This is a genomic window from Holdemanella hominis (assembly GCF_014306155.1).
GTDB lineage: Bacteria > Bacillota_I > Bacilli_A > Erysipelotrichales > Erysipelotrichaceae > Holdemanella > Holdemanella hominis.
In genome coordinates this window covers 1-4,428 of sequence record NZ_JACRWH010000087.1, presented here as the reverse complement: position 1 = coordinate 4,428, position 4,428 = coordinate 1, and the positions used below count along the sequence as shown (strand labels likewise).

The 4,428-nt window shown below is 33.0% G+C and carries 6 protein-coding genes and 1 pseudogene; 6 read left to right on the top strand and 1 reads right to left on the bottom strand.

Features of this window, described 5'->3' with window-relative positions; translation table 11 throughout:
* A partial coding sequence (locus H8911_RS11740) for an IS200/IS605 family accessory protein TnpB-related protein (protein ID WP_222621035.1) occupies positions 1 to 429 on the top strand: 429 nt, incomplete at its 5' end.
* A gap of 290 nt (positions 430 to 719) precedes the next feature.
* Here the strand turns inward: H8911_RS11740 and H8911_RS12805 are convergent.
* A pseudogene (locus H8911_RS12805) lies at positions 720 to 1,235 on the bottom strand (GGDEF domain-containing protein).
* 806 nt (positions 1,236 to 2,041) lie between these two features.
* Here H8911_RS12805 and H8911_RS11725 point away from each other — a divergent pair.
* From H8911_RS11725 to H8911_RS11705, 5 genes are all read left to right on the top strand, one after another.
* Positions 2,042 to 2,218 (top strand): hypothetical protein, encoded by a 177-nt coding sequence (locus H8911_RS11725; RefSeq protein WP_186999787.1) that lies wholly within the window; start codon positions 2,042 to 2,044, stop codon positions 2,216 to 2,218.
* Positions 2,219 to 2,267: 49 nt separating this feature from the next.
* On the top strand, positions 2,268 to 2,546 hold the full coding sequence (locus tag H8911_RS11720) for a hypothetical protein (protein ID WP_186999786.1): 279 nt from the start codon (positions 2,268 to 2,270) through the stop codon (positions 2,544 to 2,546).
* A gap of 9 nt (positions 2,547 to 2,555) precedes the next feature.
* The gene (locus H8911_RS11715; RefSeq protein WP_186999785.1) at positions 2,556 to 3,332 is read left to right on the top strand and encodes a PTS sugar transporter subunit IIC; all 777 of its coding nucleotides are present in this window, start codon (positions 2,556 to 2,558) and stop codon (positions 3,330 to 3,332) included.
* Positions 3,333 to 3,341: 9 nt separating this feature from the next.
* A complete protein-coding gene (locus tag H8911_RS11710) occupies positions 3,342 to 4,106 on the top strand; it encodes a PTS system mannose/fructose/sorbose family transporter subunit IID (RefSeq protein WP_186999784.1) in 765 nt (254 codons plus the stop codon).
* 86 nt (positions 4,107 to 4,192) lie between these two features.
* The coding region (locus H8911_RS11705) for a GNAT family protein (RefSeq protein ID WP_500784413.1) at positions 4,193 to 4,428 on the top strand (236 nt) is incomplete at its 3' end.

Sequence of the window (4,428 nt, the reverse complement as noted above, 5' to 3'; positions counted from 1 at the left end):
GACCATATAGCACTATGTGAAACCAATATGGATGGAAACATCGTTCTAATCAAGAAGTATCCAATCCATAAAGAGAATACTAAAAACAAACGAAATGAAGAACTGTATCAGCTGGCCATTGAAATCATGGAATATTGTAAATCCAAGAAGAAGAGTCTTGTAGTTGAAGACTTGAATTTCAAGCAGTTGAAAACTAGGATGCTCTATCGACCAAAGAAAGAAAATAAAACATTATCGAGTTTTGCGTATAAAAAGATATTAGAAAAATTAGAAAGAAAATGTTTGATGAATGAAGTGGATGTAATTAAAGTAGATCCAAAGAATACAAGTAAGATTGGAAAAGAAAAGTATACCAAGATCAAAGGATTGAGTGTACATTATTGTGCAGCCTATGTGATCAATCGAAGAGGTATGGGATTTGTGGATTAAATAAAGATAAATAATCAGAACCAGAAGTTTATGATATCTTACTGGATGATAGGTACATAGATCATGGATGAAATTCTGAAGTATTTATAAAAAGCATACAATAAAAACTCCATCGATAAAGACTGAATGGATCGGGATACCGAATGATTCAGAAAGATGGAGTAGATATTGAAATGTTACCGGACGACTGGAAACGAACCTGGCACGTCATTTAGGCGTGTGACTTTTTCGTAGGAAAAGTCTTTCTTGTGCAAAATAAAAAAGGCGATGAACTCGCCTTGATTACTGCATTAAACGATGCATATTCTTAGTTTCATACATAGAATCGTCCATGGCTGATAAGAATGCATCGGTATTTTACCGTTAAATTTAGCTATTCCAAGCGAGAAAGAGAAATGGAATGGTTCTTTTGATTTTATATTAAATTGTCGAACATTGTATTCGATTTGTTTCTTTAAAGCCAAGGCTTCTTCATCCGATTTGAGTTTCGCAAAGATCACGAATTCATCTCCACCCATACGAATGGCAACTGAATCTTTATCAATCGAATGTTGTAGAATTTTACCAAAATGTATGAGGGCATAATCACCTTTTTAATGTCCGTATGTATCATTGATGGCTTTAAAGTCATTGATATCCATCATGAATCCATATACATGTTTCGTTTTATTGTTTTGAAGTTTGTTTAAATAATGATTCATGTATTTTCGATTGTAAAGTCCGGATAAATCATCAATAAAGGATATAGATATTTGAATTTCAATGTAAACTAAGATAAATGCGATTGCGACACAAAGCCAGACCATAGAAATTCTGAAAAAGAAACCTTGAATCATGGTACCAATCATACAAGGAATGATAAAGTAGTAAATGGGAAAGAATTCTACTAAAATGGAATCGGCTTTAGCTTTTTGAACAGTATATATACTTTCAATATAATACACGAAGACGAAAATATATAAAATAAAATTCATGGGACCACGAGTATATACATTTTCCTTTGAAATATCAAAGATGATACCCGTTCCCAATAAATTGATAAAGATCAAGATTGTGGCAATGATCAATGGAATGGCTAAGATTCTTGATTTCTTCTTGATGCGCGCAAAATTTCTATGAATATGATATTCTACGAATAAACACCAATAATATCCAATGATGCCTGAGCTAGCTGAAGAAATTGTATTTGAGATATATTGTAAAATATGAAAGATAAAACCTGGGCATCAATGATAAAACTAAGCGTTTCATTGACCGTGGCAATGAAGGTAACTATAAGCATAAAGTTATATATTTTTTCATCAAACTGATTTGTTTGTACAATAGGAATTCGATATAACAATAAGAAGAGTACTAAAAATGCCCCAGACCCGTTTGCCACCAGTATCTTGGGTATGTTGATCATAATCAACTCCGTTTATTTATGGTTAGATACTTTTACAATAATCCTCTTTATAAGAACCTGCAAACGAGAAATTGGTTCATATGTAAATTAAAATTAACATAGATTAAGGATGAATTAAGTGTTGGATAAATGTCTGTTCAATCGTATGTAGTCATATTGTACTTTATTTAAGGCGTTTTATACTAAAAATGTAAGGGAGGTACAGATATGACTATGATTAAAAATTCCGTTATAGAATGCTTTATTTTACTACTTTGCGCATGTACCGTTTTTATTTATAAACTACCGAATACAATCAACACTTGGTTATTGAATTCAATTGTGATTGTGGTAATGGGCATTTGTATTCTTAGAATTGCACTTAAAATGATGAATAATAAATAATCTTGGCTTTTCCTGATGGGAAAGCCTTTTCTTGTGGTATATTATACATATGAAAAGATTTTTAAAAGATATTGCACATGGTATATATGATGGACTACAGGAAAACGAAGTTACACATAATCAATACAGTTTTCAAGAAATCTATGATGTAATCCAGGAATTTGTATCCTATGTTTTTGTTGGCTTGATTTTAAGCGTAGGAGCTGTTTTTGGGTATCCCTATTATAAGACGTTTATATCATTAGGCGCGGTACTCCTTCTTGTATGGGCATTTATCTTGTATTATTTTTTAAATTCAAAGGATTTTAAGAAAATCAAAAAGAAATGAGGAAGAGGTATGCAGACTATTTTAGTTTTACTTGTGGCATTTGTCGCAGGCATTGAAGGCATCTTGGATGAGTTTGAATTTCATCAACCCATTGTTGCCTGTACTTTAATTGGTTTAGTGACAAACCATTTAGCAGAAGGATTATTATTAGGTGGATCTTTACAATTGATTGCCTTAGGGTGGGCCAATATTGGTGCGGCAGTTGCACCCGATGTATGTTTAGCGAGTGTAATTTCATCTATATTGATGATTCATGGCCTTGAAAGTGCAATTGAAGCTAGATATGTGATTGCGTTTAGTATTGCCCTAGCGATTCCATTATCTTTAGTGGGGTTATCTTTGACAAAGGTATGTCGTAATTTAGCAATCCAACTTGTACATAAAATGGATGAAACAAAGAAAGTTTCTTATTATCAATGGATTGGCATTTGTGTGCAAGGAATTCGTGTTTTGATTCCGACGGTTGTATTATTATTGATCCCTTCATTTGTGATTTGTTCAATCTTGGAAATGATTCCTGTTTCAATTTATAAAGGATTATTGATTGGTTCTGGTGTCGTTTGTGTGGTTGGCTTTGCGATTGTAGCGAATGTATTAGGCTCTAAATTTACATATCCATTCTTTATGATTGGATTTGGTTTGGCATGCATGACAAGCTTGTCTTTACTATCGTTATGCTTTATTGGTGGTGGTTTAGTTTGGCTATATACGTTGTTGAATGCCAAGGAACAATCAAGTAAAACAAGTGATGATCCATTAGGGGACATCTTAAATGATTATGAGTAGGTGGTTTATATGAAGAAGAGTACAAGATTAAAGGTTTGTTTAAACCATCAATATTTACAAGGTTCATGGAACTTTGAGCGTATGCAAAATGGTGGCTGGTGCTATGGCTTGCTTCCGGCGTTAAAAGAATTATATCCCAATAAAGAAGATTATGATTTGGCTGTAGATCGTCATTTAAAATTCTATAATACACATCCATATGTTTCTGCACCAATTGTTGGTATTGTCTTGGCTATGGAAGAAGAAAAGGCAAAAGGTGCTGATATTTCAGATACTTCCATTCAAGATGTAAAGATTGGCTTAATGGGTCCTTTGGCAGGTGTAGGAGATCCAGTATTCTGGTTTACAATGCGTCCAATTCTTGCGGCTGTTGGCGCATCATTAGCTTTATCACAAAATATTCTAGGACCTATTTTCTTCTTTGTGGCATGGAACGTACTTCGCTTTGGCTTTCTTTGGATCACACAAGAGCTTGGTTATAAGAAAGGTACTAAGTTGATTACGGACTTATCGGATACATTCTTAAAGAATGTAACACTCGCTGCAAGTATGCTTGGAATGTTTGTGATTGGTATACTAGTTCAGAGGTTTGTGCAAATTCATGTAGTAAACATTCAATCCGATTTAGATATGGTATTGCCTGGAGTTCTTTCTTTATGTGTATTCTTTGGTTGTACAAAGATACTAAAAAAAGGCTTTTCACCTGTATTATTGATTGTCATTTTGTTTGTTCTTTGTGTGATTTTAGAGTGGGCGGGTATCTTAGTCATTTAAGTCTAAAAATATGATTTGTTTACTTCGTACAATAGTATTATTTAAGAAGAAAAATATAAATCGCAATTTGTAAAAGGGTCATTTAAATGATTAGAGAATTACAAAAAGCAGATATAAATAAAGTTACAGATATATGGTTAGATACGAATGTGACAGCACATTCTTTTATTTCTTCGCAATATTGGCAAAATAATTTTGAATTAGTGAAGGAGTTGCTCTTGCAGGCAACTGTCTATGTCTATGAGGATAATCAAGAAATACAGGGATTTATAGGTCTAAATGATGAATATATTGAGGGCATTTTTGTTTCAAATGAAATGCA